This is a genomic window from Burkholderia sola (assembly GCF_905400185.1).
Taxonomy (GTDB): Bacteria; Pseudomonadota; Gammaproteobacteria; order Burkholderiales; family Burkholderiaceae; genus Burkholderia; species Burkholderia sola.
In genome coordinates, this window is record NZ_FR989676.1 from 632,294 (window position 1) to 652,726 (window position 20,433).

Annotated in this window: 18 protein-coding genes; 13 read left to right on the forward strand and 5 right to left on the reverse strand. The window is 67.0% G+C overall.

Annotation, left to right across the window (positions count from 1 at the left end; translation table 11 throughout):
* Positions 1-536: 536 nt before the first annotated feature.
* The 3 genes from KR541_RS19370 (at position 537) to KR541_RS19380 (ending at position 2,805) form a co-directional block, all read left to right on the forward strand.
* Entirely contained in the window at positions 537-926 is a 390-nt protein-coding gene (locus tag KR541_RS19370) for a fucose-binding lectin II (protein ID WP_050017095.1), read from the forward strand.
* A 123-nt stretch (positions 927-1,049) separates the two neighbouring features.
* Positions 1,050-1,871 (forward strand): fucose-binding lectin II, encoded by an 822-nt coding sequence (locus KR541_RS19375; protein WP_089489980.1) that lies wholly within the window; start codon positions 1,050-1,052, stop codon positions 1,869-1,871.
* A gap of 199 nt (positions 1,872-2,070) precedes the next feature.
* The gene (locus tag KR541_RS19380) at positions 2,071-2,805 is read left to right on the forward strand and encodes a fucose-binding lectin II (protein WP_050017098.1); all 735 of its coding nucleotides are present in this window, start codon (positions 2,071-2,073) and stop codon (positions 2,803-2,805) included.
* A 90-nt stretch (positions 2,806-2,895) separates the two neighbouring features.
* Here the strand turns inward: KR541_RS19380 and KR541_RS19385 are convergent, their stop codons facing one another.
* Positions 2,896-4,269, reverse strand: a complete 1,374-nt coding sequence (locus KR541_RS19385; RefSeq protein ID WP_216089737.1) for a M23 family metallopeptidase — start codon at positions 4,267-4,269, stop codon at positions 2,896-2,898.
* Positions 4,270-4,571: 302 nt separating this feature from the next.
* On the opposite strand from KR541_RS19385, the gene KR541_RS19390 reads away from it, so the two are divergent.
* From KR541_RS19390 to dbpA, 4 genes are all read left to right on the forward strand, one after another.
* Positions 4,572-5,441, forward strand: a complete 870-nt coding sequence (locus KR541_RS19390; RefSeq protein ID WP_050017101.1) for a mechanosensitive ion channel family protein — start codon at positions 4,572-4,574, stop codon at positions 5,439-5,441.
* Between the two features lie 548 nt (positions 5,442-5,989).
* On the forward strand, positions 5,990-7,633 hold the full coding sequence (mqo, locus tag KR541_RS19395; RefSeq protein WP_050017102.1) for a malate dehydrogenase (quinone): 1,644 nt from the start codon (positions 5,990-5,992) through the stop codon (positions 7,631-7,633).
* A 286-nt stretch (positions 7,634-7,919) separates the two neighbouring features.
* Entirely contained in the window at positions 7,920-8,117 is a 198-nt protein-coding gene (locus tag KR541_RS19400) for a hypothetical protein (RefSeq protein ID WP_006483193.1), read from the forward strand.
* Positions 8,114-9,511, forward strand: a complete 1,398-nt coding sequence (dbpA, locus tag KR541_RS19405) for an ATP-dependent RNA helicase DbpA (RefSeq protein WP_050017104.1) — start codon at positions 8,114-8,116, stop codon at positions 9,509-9,511. The genes KR541_RS19400 and dbpA overlap by 4 nt, the downstream gene beginning before the upstream one ends.
* A gap of 49 nt (positions 9,512-9,560) precedes the next feature.
* Here the strand turns inward: dbpA and KR541_RS19410 are convergent, their stop codons facing one another.
* Complete coding sequence (locus KR541_RS19410) at positions 9,561-10,385, reverse strand: phosphate/phosphite/phosphonate ABC transporter substrate-binding protein (protein WP_050017105.1); 825 nt, start codon at positions 10,383-10,385, stop codon at positions 9,561-9,563.
* Between the two features lie 255 nt (positions 10,386-10,640).
* Here KR541_RS19410 and KR541_RS19415 point away from each other — a divergent pair, with 255 nt between their 5' ends.
* Positions 10,641-11,666 (forward strand): fatty acid desaturase, encoded by a 1,026-nt coding sequence (locus KR541_RS19415; protein WP_050017107.1) that lies wholly within the window; start codon positions 10,641-10,643, stop codon positions 11,664-11,666.
* 175 nt (positions 11,667-11,841) lie between these two features.
* Complete coding sequence (locus KR541_RS19420) at positions 11,842-13,044, forward strand: benzoate/H(+) symporter BenE family transporter (protein WP_089489977.1); 1,203 nt, start codon at positions 11,842-11,844, stop codon at positions 13,042-13,044.
* 21 nt (positions 13,045-13,065) lie between these two features.
* Here the strand turns inward: KR541_RS19420 and KR541_RS19425 are convergent, their stop codons facing one another.
* Positions 13,066-13,953, reverse strand: coding sequence for an NmrA family NAD(P)-binding protein (locus KR541_RS19425; protein WP_050017109.1), 888 nt, complete (start codon positions 13,951-13,953; stop codon positions 13,066-13,068).
* Positions 13,954-14,089: 136 nt separating this feature from the next.
* Positions 14,090-15,013 (reverse strand): AraC family transcriptional regulator, encoded by a 924-nt coding sequence (locus KR541_RS19430; RefSeq protein ID WP_050017110.1) that lies wholly within the window; start codon positions 15,011-15,013, stop codon positions 14,090-14,092.
* 193 nt (positions 15,014-15,206) lie between these two features.
* Here KR541_RS19430 and KR541_RS19435 point away from each other — a divergent pair, with 193 nt between their 5' ends.
* On the forward strand, positions 15,207-15,401 hold the full coding sequence (locus KR541_RS19435; protein WP_050017111.1) for a hypothetical protein: 195 nt from the start codon (positions 15,207-15,209) through the stop codon (positions 15,399-15,401).
* Positions 15,402-15,423: 22 nt separating this feature from the next.
* Here the strand turns inward: KR541_RS19435 and KR541_RS19440 are convergent, their stop codons facing one another.
* Positions 15,424-16,377: a LysR family transcriptional regulator gene (locus tag KR541_RS19440; RefSeq protein ID WP_034203040.1), complete on the reverse strand. Its 954-nt coding sequence runs from the start codon at positions 16,375-16,377 to the stop codon at positions 15,424-15,426.
* A 100-nt stretch (positions 16,378-16,477) separates the two neighbouring features.
* On the opposite strand from KR541_RS19440, the gene KR541_RS19445 reads away from it, so the two are divergent.
* The 3 genes from KR541_RS19445 to KR541_RS19455 all read left to right on the forward strand — a co-directional run bounded on the left by KR541_RS19445 (position 16,478) and on the right by KR541_RS19455 (position 20,405).
* Positions 16,478-17,836, forward strand: coding sequence for an NAD(P)/FAD-dependent oxidoreductase (locus KR541_RS19445; protein WP_050017112.1), 1,359 nt, complete (start codon positions 16,478-16,480; stop codon positions 17,834-17,836).
* Between the two features lie 326 nt (positions 17,837-18,162).
* Entirely contained in the window at positions 18,163-18,597 is a 435-nt protein-coding gene (locus tag KR541_RS19450) for an HAD family hydrolase (protein ID WP_050017113.1), read from the forward strand.
* Positions 18,598-18,779: 182 nt separating this feature from the next.
* On the forward strand, positions 18,780-20,405 hold the full coding sequence (locus KR541_RS19455) for a histidine-type phosphatase (protein ID WP_176016733.1): 1,626 nt from the start codon (positions 18,780-18,782) through the stop codon (positions 20,403-20,405).
* Positions 20,406-20,433: the final 28 nt, after the last annotated feature.

Below are 20,433 nucleotides of genomic sequence, written 5' to 3' on the forward strand. Positions count from 1 at the left end.
TTGACGCAGAATCAGTCTCGTCCGATAGGCGACGGCGTCCGTCGTCGATATGCTTCACGGGTGCGGCGCCGGTGAGGCCCTATTCATGTTCGGAGTGAGTCGGTCCATCCTCTTCGCCGGTCGCCGCACACCCCTCCCTTGCGATCGGGCTGCGGCGCGGGCGTTCGACGGTGGCCGGTGGGCGCGGCCACGACCGAGATGTCGATGTTGAAACGAAACGCTGCCATATGCGAACGCCGAGCGTCTGCTCCGAAGTCCGATTGCGCCCCCCTCTCTCGCTTCGCGTTGCGCGCTCGCGCATCATTCAGGAAATCGATACACGCATCGATATAGTTCATCGAATATATCGAAATCCCCTTCATTAATCACATTTCAGTAAATCGATTAGCGCCGCCTTTCGATTTAATGAACAATAACCATTCTCGCCCGAATATTTTTTTATTTATTTTTCGCCATGCTTTGTACGTCGCGTTTCAAACGGCAAACGTTTGCGCGACAAGGCTCGCGCCTTATCCAATACCTATCAGGAGGCAAGCATGGCCGACTCTCAAACGTCATCCAATCGCGCCGGCGAGTTTTCGATTCCGCCGAATACCGATTTCCGCGCGATTTTCTTCGCGAATGCAGCCGAGCAACAGCACATCAAGCTGTTTATCGGCGACAGCCAGGAACCCGCCGCGTATCACAAGCTGACGACGCGCGACGGCCCGCGCGAAGCCACGCTGAATTCCGGCAACGGCAAGATCCGTTTCGAAGTGTCGGTGAACGGCAAGAAGTCGGCGACCGACGCGCGCCTCGCGCCGATCAACGGCAAGAAATCGGACGGCTCGCCGTTCACGGTCAACTTCGGGATCGTCGTGTCGGAAGACGGCCACGACAGCGACTACAACGACGGAATCGTCGTGCTCCAGTGGCCGATCGGCTGACCTGACGCGCGATCGACGGTCGCCCGCTGCCGGCCGCTTCCATGGCGGCCGGCGGGTTTGCGCCGGGTTCCGCGGACCCTCGCGCCCCATCCAGAACAAACCGCCTCATCACCGGAGACATCCATGCCGCTTCTTTCCGCTTCGATCGTCAGCGCGCCCGTCGCGACGTCGGAAAGTTACGTCGACATCCCGGGCCTGTATATCGACATTGCGAAGGCCGGGATTCGCGACGGGAAACTGCAGGTCACCCTCAACGTGCCGACGCCTTACGCGACCGGCAACAACTTCCCCGGCATCTATTTCGCGATCGCGACCGACAAGGGCGTCGTCGCGGACGGCTGCTTCACCTATTCGTCGAAGGTGCCCGAAAGCACCGGGCGCATGCCGTTCACGCTCGTCGCGACGATCGACGTCGGCAGCGGCGTCACGTTCGTGAAGGGCCAGTGGAAAAGCGTGCGCGGCAGCGCGATGCATATCGATTCGTACGCGAGCCTGTCCGCGATCGGGGAAACGGCCGCGCAGTCGTCGTCGCAAGGCGGCGGCAATCAGGGCGGCGAAACCGGTGGCGGCGGATCGGGCAACATCGGCGGCGGCGGCGAACGTGACGGCACGTTCAACCTCCCGCCGAACATCAAGTTCGGCGTCACCGCGCTCACCAACGCGGCGAACGACCAGACGATCGACATCTACATCGACGACGACCCGAAACCCGCGGCGACGTTCAAGGGCGCCGGCGTGCAGGACCAGAACCTCGGCACGAAGGTGCTCGACTCCGGCAAGGGCCGCGTGCGCGTGATCGTGATGGCGAACGGCAAGCCGTCGCGCCTGGGCTCGCGGCAGGTCGACATTTTCAAGAAGTCGTACTTCGGGATCGTCGGCTCGGAAGACGGTGCCGACGACGACTACAACGACGGCATCGTGTTCCTGAACTGGCCGCTCGGCTGAGCGGCTGAGCGGCTGAGCGGCTGAGCGGCTGAGCGGCGGCGGTCGCGAAACATCGCAACGGCGACCGGCCCGCCCTGCATTGCGAATCGTTCGAGCAGTCATTTGCAGTCCCACGTTCCACGCTCGGCGCCGCGCGCGGCCCGGTGCAATCCGTTCACCGGCCGCGCGGCGCGAGACTTTCCATCAACACGAGGACGACATGTCACAACCCTTTACCCACGACGATCTGTACGCACTGCTGCAACTCGCGGGCAACGACGCCACCGCCGTGCAGGCCAGCGGCGATCAGGCCGTGCTCGACCGGATGCGTCAGTTCATGACCACGCAGCTCGTCGAGAAACTGCCGCAGTACGACGTATTCGTCGATATCGCGACGATCCCGTACAGCTTCGACGTCGGCAGCTGGCAGAACAAGGTGAAAACCGATGCGGCCGGGCAGGTCGTCGCGTGCACGGTGACGTGGGCCGGCGCGCCGGGCGTGTTGCCCGGCGCCGCGGCGAAGTTCGGCGTCGGCGCGGTGGTCAATTACTTCTCGAAAGCGACGCCGCAACCCGTGCAGCCGGAGCCCGTGCCGACCGGCGGCGGCGAACGCGACGGCGTCTTCAACCTGCCGCCGAACATCGCGTTCGGCGTGACCGCGCTGGTCAATTCGTCCGCGCAGCAGACGATCGAGGTCTTCGTCGACGACAACCCGAAACCGGCCGCGACGTTCCAGGGCGCCGGCACGCAGGACGCGAACCTGAACACGCAGATCGTGAACTCGGGCAAGGGGAAGGTTCGCGTGGTCGTGACGGCGAACGGCAAGCCGTCGAAGATCGGCTCGCGTCAGGTCGATATCTTCAAGAAGACCTACTTCGGGCTGGTCGGCTCGGAAGATGGCGGCGACGGCGACTACAACGACGGCATCGCGATCCTGAACTGGCCGCTGGGTTGAACCGCAGGAGCCTGACGGTCGTCGCCACGCCGCCCGGCGTGGCGATTGGCCGGTGTGCCTCGGCCCTCTGCAAGCGCAGCCCCGCACCGATCACCCCGCCTGCGGCGCGACAGCCGTCGACATCGCCACGGGCTGCGCGAACGCGGCCGACGCCAATTGAGTGCGCGCGTCACGCGCCACGCGGTTGAACGCCACGCGCTGCGCGCCCTTCAGTTTCGCCGCCTTGGCTGCATGCACGAGTTCGATTGGATCGACGAGGCGGGCATGCCGGCGAACCTCGAAGTGCAGATGCGGGCCGGTCGCCGTGCCCGTGCTGCCGACCGCGCCGACGCGTTGACCGCGCACGACGCGCGCGCCGGTGCGCAGCGTCGGCTCGAACGCCGACAGGTGCGCGTAGTACGACGCATAGCCGCCGTCATGCCCAATCACCACGTACTTGCCGTAGCCGTTCGGCTCGGTGCCGATGAACGTCACGACGCCGCGCTCCGACGCATGCACGGCGCGGCCTGCGGGCGCCGCGAGATCGACGCCCGAATGCACGTGACGCGCCCCGCTCACCGGATGCACGCGCGTGCCGAATTGCGAGCTGATGCGCGTCGCGGCGACCGGCATCGCGAAGCGCGTGCCGGCAAGCGGCATGCCGTCGAGTTCGTAATAGGCGCCCGGCGAGCCGGCCTGCGGCGCGAACCACACGGCCGCGACGCGCTGCCCACGAAAGCGGACGTCGAGCGCCGTCACGCGTGCGCGGCCCGGCCGCACTGCGTCGTGGTCGGGCTCGAATGCCACGCGGAACGTATCGCCATCCGCGCCGCGCTGCTTCGGATCGACGCGCCCGGCCAGCATGCGGACGATCTGCTCGGCGACGCCGGTCGGCAGATCGGCGCGCGCCAGCGACGCGCGCAGGCTGCCGACGATCGCGCCGGCGCGCGTGCCGCGATCCGGCTGCGCGAGCGTGAACGGCTCGGCGGATGCCAGATCGACCGCGCCTCGCGCGAACGCCGGCTGCGCGCCCGTCGCGGGCAGCGCCGAGGCCAGACCGTAATCGAAGCGCGATGCATAGCCGCGCTCGACCGCGTCGCGCGCGGTGTCGCACAACACGCGATACGCGACGCATGCACCGAAGCGCGCAACCGGATCGTCGTGCGCGCCGCCGGTCGACACGTTCATCGCATGCGACGTGTAGGCGACGTCGAGCGGTGCCGCGGACGCCGCACGCAGGCCACCCCACGTCGTGCGGGCGGCATTGAAAAAAGGCACGTCGCCAAGGTCCGTGGCGTCAGCCGCCGGAAGCGCGAACGGCTCGGCGTCGCGAACCGCCTGCGCTGTCGCGCCCTGTACGCCGGCCACGCAAGCCGCCGCAATGGCCCCACGCAGCAGCACGCGGTGAAGCGGGGAACAGCGGACACCGCGTCGGGCGGATTGACCTTGGTCGCGTGCGAGACGGAAACGCAGGTCTAACCGCATGACGTCATCACTCGCTATCTATCGATGAAAAACCGGAAAACGGCCGGGGAAAGGGCCGGGAACAGCCAGCATCGCAAACAGTCGATCGTCGCGATCCGGCAGCGTGAAAGCGAGTGTATCGGCGCGTCCCAATGAGCCAAATAGGACCAATCCTATTTTTTCGAATCTTCTCTTAGTACGAGTATGAAATCGGCGCACGCGGTCCGGCAGGGATTCGCGCGAACCACCGTGCTCCGTGTACAGTCGAACGCTGCCGGCGTGTCATACGCCGCGCAACCTGTCTTCAAAACCGGAATCCCGTCATGTTTCTCGATCATCTTCATCCGGAACGCTGGACGTTCCTGTGGAACGCGTTGTCCACCCTCTCCATCAAGCTGTCCGCCGGCCTGGCGCTGCTCGTAGCAGGCTGGTGGCTGTCGAAGCGCGTCGGCAACTGGCTGAACCGGCTGCTCTCGAACAAGGAGCGCGTCGACGACACGCTGCGGCCGATCCTCTGCGACGTCGCGGTGTGGGGCATCCGCATCGTCGCGATCGTCGGCGCGCTGTCGCAACTCGGCATCGAAACCGCGAGCATCGTCGCGGTGCTCGGCGCGGCCGGCCTCGCCATCGGGCTCGCGCTGCAAGGCACGATGCAGAACATCGCCGCCGGCATCATGCTTCTGCTGCTGCGGCCGTTCAAGGTCGGCGACTACATCGACGGCGGCTCGGGCGTCGCGGGCACCGTCGACGAGGTCGGGCTCTTCATGACGCGCCTCACGAAGCCGGACGGCATCTGCGAATACGTGCCGAACAGCGCGCTGTGGGGCAGCGCGATCCGCAACTACACGCGCAACCCGACGCGCCGCCTCGATCTCGAAGTGGAAGTGTCCGTGCATGACGATATCGAGCGCGCGCTCGAAGCGCTGCGTGCGCTGGCCGCGGCCGATCCCGACGTGCTGGAGGACCCCGCGCCGGACGTGATGGTGATGCGCTTCGACGACAGCACCGCCGTCGCGAACATGCGCGTGTGGACGCATACCGACACGTTCTGGGCGCTGCGCTGGCGCCTCGCGCGCCAGGTCCGCAAGACGCTCGCCGATGCGGACTGCGCGCTGCCGATCCGCACGCGGGAATTGCATATCGTGCACGATGCGGAGCGCCGTGCGGACGATGCGCGCGTGCGCGTTTCGTAAGGACCCGATGAAACGTTACTCTCCCGCCGCGTCGTTTGCCGCCGCGATGGCCTGCGTATTCGTCCCGGTGTAGCAGCATGTCCATCACACCCATTCCGCCCTGCTGATCCGCATCGATTTTCCCGCGTCGCGCACCGTCATTCCGGAAACCCGGACGCACAAAAAACCCCACGAAAACAGGGATATTCGTCGTCTGCGACACATTGTCCGAGTTCGGTTATATTACGCGCCCCTTGCCACCCCGCCCCCGCAAAACGCGTCGCGCGCGGCCTCGGTCAACGCAGCCTGAAGCGCCGTCCGCTCAGGCTTGCCGCCAGAGCCCCGGCGCGTGGCACACCGTCGCGACGCAGGCGCTTGCCTGCTCTCGGGAAGCCGATCCGAAGGTGTCCTTCCGAATGGCTTCGCGTGCGCAAATGCAACGGCGCGCAGCGCCGGTCCGGAATTCCGGATTCGCGATCCGGATCTCCGGACCCGTGTTTCGGCGCAACGGAACCGCACGCCGGGCGGCATGGCAAACCGATGCATCCAAGTTGAAAAAGGGATCTGCTGTGATCAAAACGTTACGGGTAATACTGTCGGCGCTCGCGCTGTGCATCGCGACAACGTCCGCGCACGCCGCCGATACGAAGAAGGTCGATGTCCTGCTGGTGGGCGGCGGCATCATGAGCTCGACGCTCGGCGTCTGGCTGCACGAACTCCAGCCCGACTGGTCGATGACGATGGTCGAGCGCCTCGACGGCGTCGCTCTGGAAAGCTCGAACGGCTGGAACAACGCCGGCACCGGCCATTCGGCGCTCGCCGAGCTGAACTACACGCCGGAGAAGGCGGACGGCAAGGTCGACATCTCGAAGGCGATCGAGATCAACGAATCGTTCCAGATCTCGCGTCAGTTCTGGGCCTGGCAGGTGAAGCAAGGCGTGCTGAAGAACCCGCACTCGTTCATCAACTCGACGCCGCACATGAGCTTCGTGTGGGGCGACGACAACGTCCGCTTCCTGAAGAAGCGCTACGAAGCACTGCAGGCGAGCCCGCTGTTCCGCGGGATGCAGTATTCGGAAGACTACGACCAGATCAAGCAATGGGTGCCGCTGATGATGGAAGGTCGCGACCGCAGCCAGAAGGTGGCCGCGACGTGGACGCCGATCGGCACCGACGTGAACTTCGGCGAGATCACGCGCCAGTTCGTCGGCTACCTGAAGACGCAGCCGAACTTCACGCTGTCGCTGTCGAGCGAAGTGCGCGAGATCTCGCGCAACGCCGACGGCACGTGGCACGTGTCGTGGGTCAAGCTGCATTCCGACGAACCGGCGCAGTCGGTCGACGCGAAGTTCGTGTTCATCGGCGCGGGCGGCGGTGCGCTGCATCTGCTGCAGGCGTCGGGCATCCCCGAAGCGAAGGACTACGGCGCGTTCCCGGTCGGCGGCTCGTTCCTCGTGACCGACAACCCCGAAGTCGTGAAGCAGCACCTCGCGAAGGCCTACGGCAAGGCGTCGGTCGGCTCGCCGCCGATGTCGGTGCCGCACCTCGACACGCGAATTATCGACGGCAAGAAGATCATCCTGTTCGGGCCGTTCGCGACGTTCTCGACCAAGTTCCTGAAGAACGGCTCGTATTTCGACCTCGCGAAGAGCACCAACCTGCACAACGTCGCGCCGATGATGCGCGTGGGCGTCGACGAATTCCCGCTGGTGCAGTACCTCGCCGGCCAGTTGATGCTGACCGACGACGACCGCTTCAACGCGCTGAAGGAATACTTCCCGAACGCGAAGAAGGAAGACTGGCGCCTGTGGCAGGCCGGCCAGCGCGTGCAGATCATCAAGCGCGACCCGGTCAAGGGTGGCGTGCTGAAGCTCGGCACCGAGATCGTCGCATCGCAGGACGGCAGCATCGCGGGCCTGCTCGGCGCGTCGCCGGGTGCGTCGACGGCCGCGCCGATCATGCTGAACCTGATGAAGAAGGTGTTCAAGGACAAGGTCGCGACGCCCGAGTGGCAGCAGAAGATTCGCCAGATCGTGCCGAGCTACGGCACCAAGCTGAACGACAGCCCGGCGAAGGTCGTCGAGGAATGGACGTACACCGCCGACGTGCTGCAACTGTCGCCGCCGCCGAAGATCGACCTCGGCGTGCCGTCGCAGGCCACCGGCGCCGCACCGGCCCGCCCGGCGAAGGCGTCGACCGACATGGCGCTGTAACGCGCCCGACGCCGCGCAACACCGCGCGCGGCACCCGCGGCACCGTTATGCCGCCCGACACGGCCGCCCTCCGGGGCGGCCGTTTTTCCTGGTGCGCGCCGGGCGGAGGCACCGGCTTCCGCTAGAATTGCGGCACGCGCGACCGCGTCGCCGCCCGATCCATCACCCGCATCGACACAACCCGAGCCACCGCCGGTGCGGCCCGCGCCCGAGCCGCGCGAGCGCCGCCCGCCGTGGCCGCGCCCGCCCGGGCGCGCCATCAACCGAATTCAGCTGGAGAAAGACCGTGTTTACCTGCCGAAACCAGAGCTGCGGCACGCAGTGGGAACAGTCCGACGTCGTCATCAAGGACGAAGGCCAGGGGCTGCTGTTCCGCTGCCCGCTATGTGGCGCCCGCAACTATCTCGAACGTTTCGAGGACGACGAAGGCAACGTCGTCTACGAGCAGATGGAAGGCCGCCCCTACCTCGGAGACCTGTCTTGACCCAACCGACCGCCACGCCGTTCAGCGCGCTGCCGCTGACGCCCGCCACGCTCGCGAACCTCGCGCAGCTCGGCTATGTCGACATGACGCCGATCCAGGCCGCGAGCCTGCCGATCGCGCTGGCCGGCCAGGACCTGATCGCGCAGGCGAAGACGGGCAGCGGCAAGACCGCGGCGTTCTCGCTCGCGCTGCTCGCGCGCCTCGACGTGCGCAGCTTCGACGTGCAGGCGATGATCCTATGCCCGACGCGCGAGCTCGCCGACCAGGTCGCGCAGGAAGTGCGCCGCCTCGCACGCGCCGAGGAGAACGTGAAGGTGCTGACGCTGTGCGGCGGCACGCCGATGCGCCCGCAGGCGCAAAGCCTCGAGCACGGCGCGCATATCGTCGTCGGCACGCCGGGCCGCATCATGGATCACCTCGATCGCGGCAACCTGAAGCTCGACGCGCTGAACACGCTGGTGCTCGACGAAGCCGACCGGATGCTCGACATGGGCTTCTTCGACGACATCGCGAAGGTCGCGCGGATGTGCCCGACGACGCGCCAGACGCTGCTGTTCTCCGCGACCTATCCGGACGGCATCGCGAAGCTGAGCCAGCAGTTCCTGCGCAATCCGAAGGAAATCAAGCTCGCGGAACGCCACGACGACAGCAAGATCCGCCAGCGCTTTTATGAAGTGACCGAGGACGAGCGGCTGCATGCGGTCGGCCAGTTGCTGAATCACTACCGGCCGGTGAGCACGATCGCGTTCTGCAACACCAAGCAGCAGTGCCGCGACCTGCTCGACGTGCTGCACGCGCAGGGCTTCCACGCGCTCGCGCTGCACGGCGAGCTCGACCAGCGCGAGCGCGACCAGGTGCTGATCCAGTTCGCGAACCGCAGTTGCTCGGTGCTGGTGGCGACCGACGTCGCGGCGCGCGGGCTCGACATCGCGCAGCTCCAGGCGGTGATCAACGTCGACGTGACGCCCGACCCGGAAGTGCACGTGCACCGCATCGGCCGCACGGGCCGCGCGGATCAGGACGGCTGGGCGCTGAGCCTCGCGAGCATGGACGAGATGGGCCGCGTCGGCGCGATCGAACAGGCGCAGAAGCGCGAGGTCGAATGGCATCCGCTCGCCGAGCTGAAGCCGGCGGACGACAGCGTGCTGCTGCCGCCGATGGAAACGCTGCAGATCCTCGGCGGGCGCAAGGACAAGATCCGCCCGGGCGACGTGCTCGGCGCGCTGACCGGCGACGCCGGGTTCGACGGCAAACAGATCGGCAAGATCAACGTGACCGAGTTCTCGACCTATGTCGCGATCGAGCGCGGCGTCGCGCGCGACGCGCTGCGCAAGCTCAATGCGGGCAAGATCAAGGGCAAGCGGGTCAAGGTCCGCTTGATGGACGAGGAGTAAGCGGGCTGCGGCGCGGGGTGGTCGCCGCACCGCCGCGCGCCGCCCCGCGTCAGGCGAGTTCGGGATAGCCGTGCGCGGCGGCTGCCTGCGCGAACCGCGCAATCGTGTCGTAGTCGGCCGGCGCCAGCCGGTCGAACCCCTTCAGCCTCAGCACGCGGGCCCGCTCCGCATCCGCGGCGACCGCGCGATCGAGCCCCTCCTGCAACGCGCCCACCTGCGTGTCCGTCAACGCCCGCGATGCGACGAACGGCAAGCCCGGCGCGGATGCCGTCGCGCCGATGATCCGGATGTCCTTCAGCAGATCGGGCAACGCGTCGCGCACATACGCGAACGTCACGCAGTCGATCGCCGCGCAATCGGCTTCTCCCGATGCCAGCGCACGCAGCACGTTCAGGTGCGACCCGAACGGCGTGACCGAGCCGAAGAACCGTCCGTCGTGCGCATGCGGCGCGACCGCGTGCCGGAAGGCGTTCATCCCGCTGTGCGAATCCTCGCCGTTGAAGGCGGCCCGCAACCCGCGGCAGGCAGCGAGCGTCGTCGCGCCGCCCGCATGCACGCGCGCCGACACGACCAGCACGCTGCTGTAGCGCGCACCGTCGCAACCGTCCGCGTCGAAAATCGGGGTTGCAACCAATCGCACGACGTCGCGCAAGCCGAGCATCCGGTACGGATAGCCGCAGGTCTGCGACAGCAGCAGATCGTCGCGCCGCCACAGCGCCTGCAGGTCGTCGAACGGCGCGTCGGGCAGCATGACGTCGGCAGGCCCGCCCGCGTTCACGAACGCATCGAGCGCATCGCGCAGCAGCGCGCGCCACAGCACGGCGTGGCGCGGCGTCACGTTGTACATTGGCAGGACTGCGATCCAGGGTTTCATGCAGGGTTTCATGCGGGGATTTTACGCGTCGGCGGCGGCCCGGATGCTTATCGGCCGCAACGCGATAAGCAAATGCGAATCGATTGGTTGGCGTAGCCGCGCCGCCTCGGTACCGTTCGAATGCCTGCCGGCGCGCCGTAGTGCGCGATGCCGGGCGGGCCGACCGTGATCCGCGAGACACCAGCGCACCCGGGCCGAGCGCCCCGGTTCCATCGCTCGTTCCCCGCACTGCCCGATCCATCCTGCCTCAACGCCATGGCCGAATACTTCGACGTCGACCACGCGCGCGCGATCGCCGCGCTCGACGCCCGCTTCACCGCCCGCACCGAGTGGCCGACCTGGCTGCTGGTCGTGGTCATCTACGGCGGCTGGCTCGCCGTGCTGCTGCTCGTGCGCGACGGACACCTGTCGCTCGTCGCCGCGACGCCGCCGCTGATCCTGCTCGGCGCGTGGCACCTGTCGCTGCAGCACGAGCTGCTGCACGGCCACCCGACGCGTTCCGCGTTCGTGAACAAGCTGCTCGGCTATCCGCCGCTGACGGTCTGGTATCCGTACACGCTGTATCGCGACACGCACCTCGAGCATCACCGCGACGAAGACCTGACCGTGCCGGGCATCGATCCCGAAACGAACTACGTCACGCGTGAACGCTGGGCGCGGCTGCCGCGCTGGCGCCGGGCGCTGACGGTCGCGCGCAAGACTTTCATCGGACGCATCGTCGTCGGGCCGCCGCTCGCCATCGCGGCGACGTTCCGCGATGCGTTCGCCGCGTTCCGGCGAGGCGACTTTCGTTATCTGCCGATGTGGTTGACTCACGTTGCCTGCGTGGCCGCGCTGCTCGCGTGGCTGCAATGGGCGATCGGCGTGCCGTGGTGGTACTACCTGCTGGCCGTCACGTGGCCCGCGCTGTCGCTCGCGATGATCCGCTCGCTGTACGAGCATCGTGCCGCGCCGCATCCGAAGGCGCGCATCGCGATCAACGAAGCCGGCTTCGCGATGCGACTGCTGTACCTGAACAACAACTATCACCTCGTCCATCACGACCTGCCGAAGCTGCCGTGGTACGACCTGCCGCATGCGTATCGGATGCGGCGCGACGCGTATGCGAAGAAATGCGGCGGCTTCGTGATCCGCGGCGGGTATCGCGCGCTGCTCGCGCGCCATGCGTGGACGCCGACCGATCCGCCCGTGCATCCGTTCGACGAGGGTACGGCATCGCTGTCGACGGGCAGCGGGATCAAGGTGGCGGTGGTCGACTGGGTGTTGCAGATCAGTACGTAATGTCAGAAGTTTCCGCGTTTCGGCACCGATCCTTACGAAAATCCGACAACGCCGATCGTCGTCCGCGAATTGCCAATTGCGTCGGCAATGCGCAGAATGGCGGCTCATCCGGGGCTTCCGACCATCATTCGTCCCGGCTCCGCCGCACGGCCGCGCGCCGCCTTCCCCGACGACGATGCAACCCAACACCCCACCCGGCGCGATCCGCGCGCTCGGCAACGACTGGTCCGTTTCCGCGATCACCGCAGGCTTCCTCGCGGTCCTGATTTCCTACGCGGGCCCGCTCGCGATCTTCTTCCAGGCTTCGCAGGCCGCGCATGCGTCCAACGACATGATGTCGTCGTGGGTCTGGGCGATCTCGATCGGCGCGGGCGTGTCAGGGCTGTTCGCGAGCTGGAAGCTGAAGGTGCCCGTCGTCACCGCGTGGTCGGCGCCGGGCACTGCGCTGCTCGTCGGCCTGTTTCCGCAACTGACGCTCAACCAGGCCGTCGGCGCTTACATCACGGCCGCGCTGATCATCCTGGCGATCGGCGTGTCCGGCTATTTCGACCGGCTCGTGCGCCACATCCCGCGGGGCATCGCCTGCGGCATGATGGCCGGCATCCTGTTGCCGTTCGGCATGCATGCGTTCTCCGCCGCGACCGCGCAGCCGGTGCTCGGTTTCGGGATGATCGCGGCGTACGTGATCTTCAAGCAGCTGCTGCCGCGCTACAGCATCGTGCTCGTGCTGCTGACGGGCGCCGCGCTCGCGACACTGCTCGGGATGACGGATCTCGGCAACGTGTCGCCGAGCCTCGCACGGCCGATCTTCATCGCACCCGAATGGACGCTCGGCACGACGCTCAGCCTCGCGCTGCCGCTCGTCGTCGTCAGCCTCACCGGACAGTTCCTGCCGGGGATGACGATCCTGCGCGTGTCCGGCTATCACACGCCGGCGCGCCCGATCATCACGGCGACCAGCGTGATGTCGCTGGTGGTCGCATGCTTCGGCGGAATCACGATCGTCGTCGCGGCGATTACCGCGGCGCTCTGCACCGGCAAGGACGCGCACGAGGATCCCGCGCGGCGGTACGTCGCCGGGCTCGCGAACGGCGCGTTCTACCTGATCGGCGGGCTCTTCGCGGGCACGATCGTCACGCTGTTCTTCGCGCTGCCGAAGGCGTTCGTCGCGATTCTCGCGGGGCTCGCACTGATCGGTGCAATCGGCGCGAACGTGCATGGAATCTTCGAGGATGAGAACCATCGCGAAGCGTCGGTGATCACGTTCCTCGCGACCGCGTCGGGGATGACGTGGCTCGGGCTCGGGTCGGCGTTCTGGGGGATCGTGATCGGGTCGGTGGCGTATGGGGTGTTGAACAAGATGCGCAGGCCCGCGTGATGCGCGCCGCGCCCCCTTCACTCAACGCGCATGCTTGCGCACCAGTTGCGCAAGCGCTTCCTCCAGCGTCGTCGTCCCGTACACCCGCTCCGACACGTCGGCCTCGACATCGATCCGCCCGGCGTTGTGCACGTCGTACAGATCGACGATCAGCTGTGCATGACGCTCGCTGAGCCCTGCGCGCAGCAGTGTCGCGTTCCACGTGTCGCGCGGCAGCTCGCGCGCGACGATCGCGCGGCCCGCCGCCGCGCCCAACGTATTCGCAATCGCGGTCACGCTCACGCGACGCGGCCCTTCGACGCTGACGATGCGCGGCGCGCTCCCGCCTTCCGGTGCATCGAGCAGCAGCCGTGCCGCGACGACGCCCACATCGGGCGCCCAGACCGTCGGAAATACCTTGTCGACCGGATGGTGAAAGCTCGGCAGCACGCCGGTGCCGAGCGCGACCGGCAGCACGCGCGCCCAGTTCTGCAGATGCTCGGCCGAGCGCAGCACCGTCAATTGCGTCGGGATCGTCTTCAGCCGTTTCTCGAAGTCATGAAACAGACGCGTGATACCCGTATTGCCATCAAGCTCCGCGCCGTAGTCCGACAACGCGAGCAGCGCCGGCGGCGGGTTGGCGGCGAGCGCGGCGGTCGCTGCATCGATCGTCCGTGTCATCGTCGCGGCCGGATCGAGATCGGCGGCCGGCACCGGGCACAGCATCTGCACGGCCTGCGCGCCGTCGATCGCCGCGGCGATCGCATTCGCGTCCGTCAGGTCCGCGATCGCGACTTCGCAGCCAAGCTGCACGAAACGTTCGCTATGGCGTGCGTCGCGCAGCACCGCGCGCACGGAATGGCCTGCGTTGCGCAAGATCGTCACGGTCGACAGGCCGACGTTGCCGGATGCTCCGAAGATCACGAACACGATTCGCTCCTGGGGGATGAAAGTGCTGTGATTGTCGGCAGGCGCGACCGGAAAGGCGCGCACGGAGGGATGAATCGAGCAGGAAAGGATGACGGGATGCGAGCGCGGGTACGGCCCGCGCGTCTGTCCGCGCGCGCTAGCGACGTGGAGGCTTCGTGCCATCCTCGCCGTCATAGGCAAGCCGCAACCCGCCCCGCGCACCCGACCGCGCGATCTCCGTCGGCGTTGCGCCAAGCACGCGGTTCATCCAGTTCGCCATGTGGCTCTGATGCGCAAACCCGGCTTCCAGCGCGATCTGGCTGATGCTGAGCCGGCCTTCGAGCAGCAGCGCCTTCGCGCGCTCCACCCGGCGCCGCACGACGTACTGGTGCACGGGCATCCCGAGCGTTTCGCGGAACAGCACCTTGAAATGCGGCACGCTGATCGACACGAGCGCCGCGAGTTCGGCCAGCGTCATGCGCCGGTCGAGATTCGCCTCGACATAGTCGATCACGCGCGCCGCGGCCTTCGGCGCCAGCGTGCGCCGGCGTTCGCGAAACGCCGGCTGGCCGTCGACCAGTCGCGCGACGAGCGCCGTGCACAGGCTTTCCGCGTAGAGCGGATCGGATGCGTCTTCCGCTTCGAGTTCGGCGGCCATCGCCCACGCGATGTGCTGCAGCCGCGGGTCGCGCACCTGCAGCCGCCGGCGGATCTGCGCGCGCGACGGCTTCAGTTCGAGCTGTTCGACGGTGCGCCGCACGAACGTGTCGCTGAGCGCGATGTGCAGGATCCGGCAGTCGGCGCTGTCGGTCCACTGGCCGGGCAGGCCGGCCGGAATCACGTCGACGTCGCCGTGCGCCTGGATGCGCGACACGCGCTCGCCGTCGCACACGCAATCCGCGCGCACCGGCGCGCCGATATGCACGCCGATCCGATGATGCTCGGCCGCCGGAATCCGGTACGTGCCCGCGCGAATTTCCAGCAGCGACGCGCCGAAGCCGCGCCAGCCGAGCCCGCGGCTGGAGCGCAGGCTGACGGGGACGCCGTTGTCCGTCGGCGCGGCAGGAATCGGATCGCTCATTGATGGTCTCCACCAGATCAGGTGCCGAACGCGCATTGTGACGCGTTTCGGGCCGGCGTGCCGGCCCTGCGCGGCCGCCGCCGAATCAAGCAGAAAAAGATCATCCGTTTCTGCTCGGGACGATCCTTGCGTGCGCGCCGGCGGGCGCCGCGAAGCCTACGATCGCCTCATCCGACACCTACGGAGCCCCGTCATGCCCCATTACTGCCCGCTACGCGCGACGTTCATCGCGCCCTCGCCTTCCGCCGCTCGCGCTCCATCCGGCCCCGACTCCCGCAACCGCCGCACCGCCATCGCCATGTGGTGCCTGCGCGTCGTCGGCTGGTACCGGCTCGAACGGCTGCTCGCGTCGATTCCCGACAGTAACGACGACTTCGGGCTCGTCTGACCGGCCGGTCGATACACTCCATCTATTTGCGCCGCCGCTCGTGCGACGCCACCGTCGCGCCGTCGATCACCGGCGCGCCCTGCTTGATCAGGAAGTCGCGGAACAGCCCCGTCACCTGCGAGATCCGCCGGTCGGCGAGCGTGACGACATACCATTCGCGCTCGATCGGGTTGCCGGGAAACGGCAATTGCCCGAGCAGCCCGGTGCGCAGTTCGAGCGCACACGCGTGCAACGACAGGAAGGCGACGCCGAGGCCCGCTTCAGCCATCTGCTTGATTGCCTCGTTGCTGGACAGTTCGGATCCGACATGAAAGCGATAGCCCGCGTTCTTGAACAGGCTCTCGACGGTCGAGCGCGTACCCGCGCCGCGTTCGCGCACGAGCAGGTGCGCGGATTCGAGATCCTTCAGCGCGACGCGCTTGCGCTGCATCAGCGGATGGCCGGGCGCCGCGACGAACACCATCGGGTGCTTCGCGAACTCGACCGCGTGCGTGCGCAGCTCCTTCGGCGCGCTGCCCATCACCGCGAGATCGATTTCATGCGTCGCCAGCATACGGATGATGTCGTCGCGGTTGCCGACCTTGAAATACGTCTTCACGTGCGGACGCGTCGCGGTGAATTTGACGAGCAGCGGCGGGATCAGGTATTCGGCCGTCGTGATCGCGCCGATCCGCAGCGTGCCGCCGAGATCGCCGGTCAGCGCGGCCACTTCGTCGCCGGCCTCGCTCCACAGGTGCAGGATCTCGCGCGCGTAGCGCGCCACGATCTCGCCGGCGGCGGTCAGCTGCACGCCGCGTCCCACCCGCTGCAACAACGCGGCGCCCACGGCCTCTTCGAGCAGGCGAACCTGCAGCGACACGGCCGGCTGCGTCAGGTTCAGCTCCTCGGCCGCGCGCGACACGCTGCCGAGCCGCGCGATCATGTCCAGCGCCTTCAACTGCCGGAACGTCGCGGTCTTTCCTATAAGTGAATACATATGAGTCGCTTATAAACATTAAATTGTTCGACTGGGTACGAAACTATATCGTCGGTTCTTGAGCAATGTCATCCGAATCGTCATTCAGCGGGAGCCCAACATGGACAACACCACGCCCACCCTTGCAATGGACCGCGCACCGCGCCTGCCGCACATCGTGATCGTCGGCGGCGGCGCCGGCGGCCTGCAGCTCGCGACGCGTCTCGGCGATACGATCGGACGCCGCGGGCAGGCCGAGATCGTGCTCGTCGACCGCTATCCGACGCACTTCTGGAAGCCGCTGCTGCACGAAGCCGCATCGGGCCATCGCGATCCGGCGTCCCACACGATCGAATACGCAGCGCAGGCGAAGCGCCACGGCTTCCGCTTCGTGCAGGGCGCGCTGCAGTGGGTCGACCGCGCGGCGCGCACGGCGACGATCGCGGCCGTGCACGATGCGGACGGCACGGAAATCCTGCCGCAGCGCTCGCTGGACTATGACGATCTCGTGCTGGCGGTCGGCAGCGTGACGAACTTCTTCAATGTGCCGGGCGCCGAGCGCCATGCGCTGCCCCTCGAAAACCTCGACCAGGCCGAGGATTTCCGCCGCAAGTTCCTTGCCGCCTGCACGAAGGCGAATCACGTCGCCGAGCAGCAGCCCGCGCGGCGCGTGGCGCCGATCTGCATCAACGTGATCGGCGCGGGCGCGACGGGCGTCGAACTGGCCGCAGCGCTGCGGCACGCGATCCAGCAATTGACGACGTACCGCTTCAAGGCGCTGGTGTCCGCGCGCGACGTGCACATCCGGCTGATCGAAGGCGGCCCGCGCATCCTGCCGGCGCTCGACGAACGGCTGTCCGGCAAGATGCACGCGCAACTGCGCGCGCTGAACGTCGACGTGCTGACCGACACGCGCGTGGCGGAAGTCGGCGCGGACGCCGTGACGACGGCGACCGGCGAACGCCTCGCGAGCGACATCACGATCTGGGCGGCCGGCGTCGCGGGCCCCGCGATGCTGCGAAACATCGGCGACATCGCGCTCAACCGGTCGAATCAGGTGATCGTGACCGACACGCTGCAGACGCCCGACGATCCGCACGTGTACGCGTTCGGCGACTGCGCCGCGTGCCCGTCGACCGGTGCAAGCGGGTGCCTGCCGCCGCGTGCGCAAGTCGCGCACCAGCAGGCCGTGTATCTGGTCAACGCGTTCGCGCGCCGCATCGCCGGCAAGCCGGTGGCCGGCTTCACGTTCCACGACGCGGGCACCGTCGTGTCGCTCGGGCAGGCGGGCGCCGTGTACCAGGCGGACATCGGCGTGCGCTCGCGCTCGCTGATCGTCGACGGGCTCGCGGCGATCGGGCTGTACAAGTTCCTGTATCGCAAGCACCTGTTCAGCGTGGTCGGCGCGAAGCGCGCGCTGTTCCAGTCGCTGAGCCACTGGCTGCAAAGCCGTAACCAGCCGTCGATCAAGCTGCACTGATCGCACCTGTTCGCGCACGGCATCGCAACGCGGCATATCGGGCCGGCATCGCTCGATATGTCGTTTTTTTATATGCATATGCTCGATGCATTCACCATGCGCGCCACGCTGGTGCATCACGTTGAACGCCGTCGACACGATTCCATTCATGCGGGGCATGCCGCGCGACACACAGCCCGCGCCCGCTCTGGCTTGCCGCCCCATTCATTAGTCGAATCGTATGAGTCGGCTAAAAATATTAATTGGTCGCGTTTTCCGGATCGACGCTAAGGTGTGTGGCATTCCCGTCGGCGAACGGATCATCACGTTTCTGAAAAGGAATCACCGTGGTCATCGAAGCCATCGTCACCCGTCTCGACGCAGCATTCGCCCAGATCGAAGCAACCCCGGATTCGCGAGAGTCGCGCCATCAGCGCGATGCAATCATCCAGTGGCTCGACCGCGCATCGGAAGAAGGCTATCGGCTCGGCCTCGTCACGACGCTGCCGGCCGCGCGGCTCAACGACATGTTCGAAGGCCAGTTCGGCCGCGCGAACCTCGACCGCTTCTCGGTCGTCGTCACGGACACCAATCAACAGGACTCCCGATCGAATCAGCATCCGTTCGATGTCGCGCTACAAGCGCTCGGCGTGCCGCGCGAGCGCGCGGTCGGGATCGCGAGCAGCGAACCGGAACGCCGTGAAGCCGAGCATTTCGGGCTGTCGCGCTGCGTGAACATCACCGATACGGTGCGCTCGATCGCATCGGCCGGGCTGCACTGAACGCCCGCACACGGGCCGGCCGTGGCCGGCCATCATCGTCGATTCGGCGGCAATCCGACAATTGTCCGACCGCATTCTGACATTCTGCTGTCAAAGTCGCTTGCAACACTTCGGGGTTCGACCACATTGCCCCGGAGACGGCGCGACGCGCATGCGCATCGTGCCGTCCGTTGCCCGCCACGATGACACGCCCGACCCGCACCACCACCGCCCTCGCGATTGCCTGCCTGTTGCTCGCCGCTTGCGGCGGGGATGACTCGACGCCGCCCGCCACGTCGGCCGACAACAACGGCACGGCGCCCGCACCGCAGCCGCAACCTCAGCCCACGCCGACTCCGGCACCCGCGACCTACTACCAGACGAAGACGCCGTACCGCCCGCAGCAGGACGCCGCGACGTACGAAGCGCCGCCGGCCGGCTACGCGCCCGTCTATACCGAACTCGTCGCCCGTCATGGCTCGCGCGGGCTGTCGGGCTTCAAATACGACGGCGCGATCTACGCGATGCTGGTCAAGGCCGAGGCCGACGGCGCGCTGACGCCGCTCGGCGTGCAGCTCAAGGCCGACACGTACGCGATGATGAAGGCCAATGCGCTGCTCGGCTACGGCGTACAGGGCATCTCGACACCCGGGTACGGCAACCTCACGCAAACCGGCATCCGCGAACATCAGCAACTTGCCGCGCGTCTCGCGCAGCGGCTACCCGCGCTGTTCGCGGCGGGCAACCGGCAGGTGGTCGTCGTCAACTCGGGTCAGGATCGCGCGGTCGACAGTTCGACGTATTTCTCGGCGGCACTGGTTGCCGCGCAGCCGGCGCTGGCGCCGGCCATCACGCTGCCGGCCGCGCCGGCCGGCTATCCGGCGAGCGCACCGGTCGCGCAGCCGGCCGGCACCAACCGCTTCCTGCTGTATTTCCATTCGCTGAAGCCGGCCACCGATCTCGTGACCGACACGAGCGATCCGTACTACGCGACCTATCAGGCGAGCCAGGCGTACCAGACCTATGCAAACGACGCGACGGTGGCCGCGAAGCTGAAGGCGATCAAGGCCGCGCCGCAGGCCGCCGACGTCGCGCAAACGGTGCTGTCCGCGCTCGTGTCGCCGGCCTTCATCGCGAAGCTCGGCGCCGACGGCTACACATTCGCGAACACCGGCACCTATGCGTTCACGTCGACGGATGGCAAGTTCACCAACACGCTGAAAGGCGACGGCAAGACGAAGATCGCGACCGCCGTCGATGCGGTGAACGTGCTGTACAACCTGCTGCAGGTGGCGCCGGCCATGACCGCGGAAACCGGCGGCGTCACGATGGAAAAGTACATCGGCGCGGAGCAGGCGCAGTATCTCGCGTATCTGCAGGATGCCGAGGACTACTATCAGAAGGGGCCCGGCATCCAGGAAGCGAACCCGGTGACGTACCGGATGGCGAAGGTGCTGCAGGACGATTTCTTCGGCGAAGTCGACGCGATCGCGCGCGGCGACCTGACGCACGCCGCGAAGCTGCGCTTCACGCATGCGGAGATCGTGATTCCGTTCGCGTCGATCATGAACCTGAAGAACGTGTTCGTGCCGACGCCTCAGGCGCAGACGTACACGTATGCGAACAATCCGTGGCGCGGCGACCAGGTGTCGCCGATGGCCGCGAACATGCAGTGGGATGTCTATCGCAACGGATCGCGCCTCATCGTGAAGATGCTGTACAACGAGCGCGAGACGGATTTCCAGGCCGCGTGCGACGGCGCGAAGATCGCGCCGGACAGCCACTTCTACGACTACGCGGGGTTGAAGCAGTGTTACGGGTATCAGTGATGGGATGCGCGGGGCCTCCTGGCCGCAA

What these genes read in the sequence shown, in the direction of transcription:
- KR541_RS19370 (WP_050017095.1), top strand. Translation starts at nt 537, where the DNA reads ATGGCCGACTCTCAAACGTCATCCAATCGCGCCGGCGAGTTTTCGATT.
- KR541_RS19430 (WP_050017110.1), bottom strand. Translation starts at nt 15,013, where the DNA reads ATGAGCGATCCGATTCCTGCCGCGCCGACGGACAACGGCGTCCCCGTC.
- KR541_RS19380 (WP_050017098.1), top strand. Translation starts at nt 2,071, where the DNA reads ATGTCACAACCCTTTACCCACGACGATCTGTACGCACTGCTGCAACTC.
- KR541_RS19390 (WP_050017101.1), top strand. Translation starts at nt 4,572, where the DNA reads ATGTTTCTCGATCATCTTCATCCGGAACGCTGGACGTTCCTGTGGAAC.
- KR541_RS19455 (WP_176016733.1), top strand. Translation starts at nt 18,780, where the DNA reads ATGACACGCCCGACCCGCACCACCACCGCCCTCGCGATTGCCTGCCTG.
- KR541_RS19385 (WP_216089737.1), bottom strand. Translation starts at nt 4,269, where the DNA reads ATGCGGTTAGACCTGCGTTTCCGTCTCGCACGCGACCAAGGTCAATCC.
- KR541_RS19420 (WP_089489977.1), top strand. Translation starts at nt 11,842, where the DNA reads ATGCAACCCAACACCCCACCCGGCGCGATCCGCGCGCTCGGCAACGAC.
- KR541_RS19410 (WP_050017105.1), bottom strand. Translation starts at nt 10,385, where the DNA reads ATGAAACCCTGGATCGCAGTCCTGCCAATGTACAACGTGACGCCGCGC.
- KR541_RS19435 (WP_050017111.1), top strand. Translation starts at nt 15,207, where the DNA reads ATGCCCCATTACTGCCCGCTACGCGCGACGTTCATCGCGCCCTCGCCT.
- KR541_RS19445 (WP_050017112.1), top strand. Translation starts at nt 16,478, where the DNA reads ATGGACAACACCACGCCCACCCTTGCAATGGACCGCGCACCGCGCCTG.
- KR541_RS19415 (WP_050017107.1), top strand. Translation starts at nt 10,641, where the DNA reads ATGGCCGAATACTTCGACGTCGACCACGCGCGCGCGATCGCCGCGCTC.
- KR541_RS19440 (WP_034203040.1), bottom strand. Translation starts at nt 16,377, where the DNA reads ATGTATTCACTTATAGGAAAGACCGCGACGTTCCGGCAGTTGAAGGCG.
- KR541_RS19375 (WP_089489980.1), top strand. Translation starts at nt 1,050, where the DNA reads ATGCCGCTTCTTTCCGCTTCGATCGTCAGCGCGCCCGTCGCGACGTCG.